1 protein-coding gene and 1 pseudogene are annotated in these 3,209 nt (G+C 67.7%); both read right to left on the reverse strand.

Annotation, left to right across the window (positions count from 1 at the left end; genetic code table 11):
• Nucleotides 1-832, reverse strand: an 832-nt coding sequence (locus tag BN4348_RS44890) for an IS110 family transposase (protein ID WP_142308813.1), incomplete at its 3' end; no start/stop codon positions are given.
• Between the two features lie 63 nt (nt 833-895).
• Nucleotides 896-3,160 (reverse strand): annotated as a pseudogene (gene mobF, locus BN4348_RS44895) (MobF family relaxase); the annotation flags it as partial.
• Nucleotides 3,161-3,209 lie beyond the last annotated feature (49 nt).

A 3,209-nucleotide genomic window follows, 5' to 3' on the forward strand; every position in this document is an offset into this window, starting at 1 on the left:
CCTGCCCGTCGGTCGCCGCCAGCAGTTCGCTGGTCTGGGCGTCAAGTTCGGTGATGTCGACAAGTAGCCGACGGTAGCGGTCGAGGTCGCGTCCCAGGCGTTGAGCCCGGCCAGCCGCGTCGGCCGGTGGTGGCAAACACTGTCGCCACCGAGCCGTCCAATAGTCGGCGGTGGCGACGGTCAATCGCCCCGGTGCACGGCAGATCAAGGACCGTGATTTTGGTGGCCGTCCCGCGAACGCCGCAGCACAGGCCAACACGGCCAGCCCGGTCGGCGTGTCCAGCGCCAGCGCCCTGCCATGGCCGGCCGGCGCAGACAAGCCCGGACACAACACGTTGAGTTGATCATGGAGCCGCTGCTGGGCGACCTTGCGATCGGCCACCAGCCCTCGCCGATGACGCACCACCGCGCGTAACGCCTCGACCGCCGATTGCTCGTGATAGCGCCGCCCGAGACCCTGCCGAACCAGGTAGGTCAAGGCAGCACAGTCTCGATCGTCGGACTTGAACCGCCCTGATCCCAACTGAATTCGCGCTGCCGTGGTCTCCGACGGTGCAAACACCCGCACCGATCCGGCATGACGACGCTCCAATTCCGACACCCACGCCCGGTGCAAGCTGCCCGTCGCCTCGACCGCAATCACCGGCTCGCCGCCACCTCGCCCACCAAGCGCGAGCTCCAACCCCAAGACGCCCTCCTGCGACACCGGCAATGACATTGGATCAACCAGCAACCCCGACCCGTCGCTGATCCACACCCGATTGAACGCCTTGCCAGGATCAACTGCGACGATCACCGTCGCCGGATCGAGCGCATTTCCCAACACCGACATGAGCAGCCTCCTCTGTACCGGACCCTGCAAAGAGAATCCGCCCAGCCACTACTCATGGCCTATCAGCCGGCGGGCGGCAATGCGACCGTTTTGCGGGTCGATGGCGTAGACGCGCCAGCGGTTTCCGTTGCGCACCGGGTCGGCGTGCTGCTTGATGTCGGTGGCGTCGAAGACGGGCAGGGTGGGGTCGTTGCGGCGGCTGATGATCAGGTCACCGACCGCGATGCGGTGCCCACGCGCCGCAATGACGGTGGGCTGGTCGGCGCCGATGGTGTCGCGATGGATGCGGTGGTTGAGGGCGTCGGTCATCTCGGTGGTGTCGCAGATCAGCAGCGCGTTCTTGCCGGCGGCGCCGTCGTGTTGGTAGGCGGCCAGGGCGTCGGCGGCCATGGCGATGGCATCACCGGTGTGGAGCCGGTCATGAGTGCGATACCACTCGATGGCGCGGCGCACCGGGGCGGGCCCACTGTCGCGCAGGGCCAGCGATGCGGTGCGCTCTTCAGGGTCGCGCATGCGCCAGACTTCCGAGAGTTCCTGAGCCCAGGGCAGCTCGGCGCAAAGTTGGGCGAACATGCCGCCGCGCGCCTTGACCGGGGCCAGTTGGTGTGAGTCTCCGACAAGCACGGTTTTGGCATGCGCGGCGGTCGTCGCTTTGAGCAGTCGGCGCAGATCATCGGTGCCGACCATTGCGGCTTCGTCGACCACGACCAGGTCGAGGTGGCCCAGCGTTAGGGTGCCGTTGTCCAATTTGTGGAGGGCTTTGGCGATGGTGTAGCCGACATCGCCGGCGCCTTCGCGGATCGCGACATCGACGGCGTTGCCGGTCGGGGCCAGGACGAACACGCGGGCGGTGTGGCGGCGTCGCGCCATGGCCGCCAGCGCCCGCAGGGAGGTGGTCTTTCCGGCACCCGCCGGGGCACTGAGCGGCTGCACCAACCAGGGCGAAATGGCGATGTTTTCCACGGCGCGTTTTTGATCCGGCGACAGCCCCTCGGTATCGCGTTCCTTTACCCAAAGTTCCGATCGAGAGTCTTGCGCGTCGACCAGCTGCAGGAGAGCGGCTTCTTCGGCCAAGATGCGGTCGAGGGTGAACCGTTCGTGGCCTTCGCGCTGATGGGGTTGGCGCGCCGCGGTGAGCCGGATCCCGATCTCATCGACGGCGGCCTCGGCGAGCCGGCGTGGGCTCTGCTCGGTGTCGACGGGCAGTTGTGCGCCGACGATCTCCACCAGGTCGGCGCGGGTGAATGCGGCCTTGTCGATCTGCTCGGCGGCCGGGGCCAGGCGGCGCCGATCAAACGGCTGCCGTGACGCCTCGCGGCGGGCTTGTCGGGCCGCCTGCCGGGCCGCATCGTCGAGGTGCAGGCCTCGTTCATCGGTGCGCCAGGTGGCCCGCAGCTCGGCGAACGAAAGTTGTTCGGGTTTGGCTGGGCGGGTGGCTTTTTGGGCGGCGCCCAATTGTGCGGGCGAGAGGTTTTGGCCGTTAGTCAGGGCGAGGTTTCCGGCCGCCCACTCACGCAACTGGGTGGAGCGCTGGGACCAGGCGGTGACACTCTTGGCGGCGATGCCGGCGACTTCGGCCATGCCGGTGGCGGGGTCCACCGGCAGCCACTCAAAAGCCAAAGACTGGTGGAGTTCGCGGCGCAGCGTGGATTGGTAGATGACTCCGGCGGCTTTGGCTTCGTGATAGAGCGATGTGCCGTCAATCGACACCAGCTGACCGTCGGCGCGAGCCTGCCGGTTGGGGACGATGACGTGGGTATGCAGGTGCGGATCGCCCGCGCGGGAGGTCTCGTGCTGGTAGGCGATCGCCACCAGACCGGGCAGCCGCGCAAGGTCTTTCTCCCCCGTGACCGGGTTATGTACGCGGGTGTATCCGGCATGCGCCGCCAGGTATTCCAGCGCCTCCGACACCGCGGCTGCGTGCGCGTCAGCGATGGCTTTGTCGGCCACATCGCCGGCTCGAAGAGCGCGGATCAGCGACACACTTTTCGGGGCACAGAAGGTCAGGTCGAAGCCGTGCACACCACGCTTCCCGAACGCCCGTCCACACGCTCCGTTGGGTGCTGTGCCGTCGTCGAGCCAGCGCTGCACGACATCAGGATCAGCCGTCCCGCCAGCACGCTGAACATCGGTCAGGCCGACGAGTTTAGCCACGGTGTGGGTGTCGCCGGTGCACAGCCAGACCGGGGAGCGGGTGTCGTGCTCGGCGTAGTAATCCCCCAGCCCGCCACCGGCGCGCCGGGCATCGCCGGCGGCCGCGCCGGCGGCGCGGGCGGTGTCGTTGTAGTAGTTGATCGACCACCGCGACAGCTTGGCAATCGTCAACATGGCGCACCGCCCGAGCGCTCAAACCGCCTGGCGCACAACCGTGGCGGTA

The sequence above is a fragment of the Mycobacterium interjectum genome (assembly GCF_900078675.2).
In the GTDB taxonomy this organism is placed as follows: Bacteria; Actinomycetota; Actinomycetes; order Mycobacteriales; family Mycobacteriaceae; genus Mycobacterium; species Mycobacterium interjectum.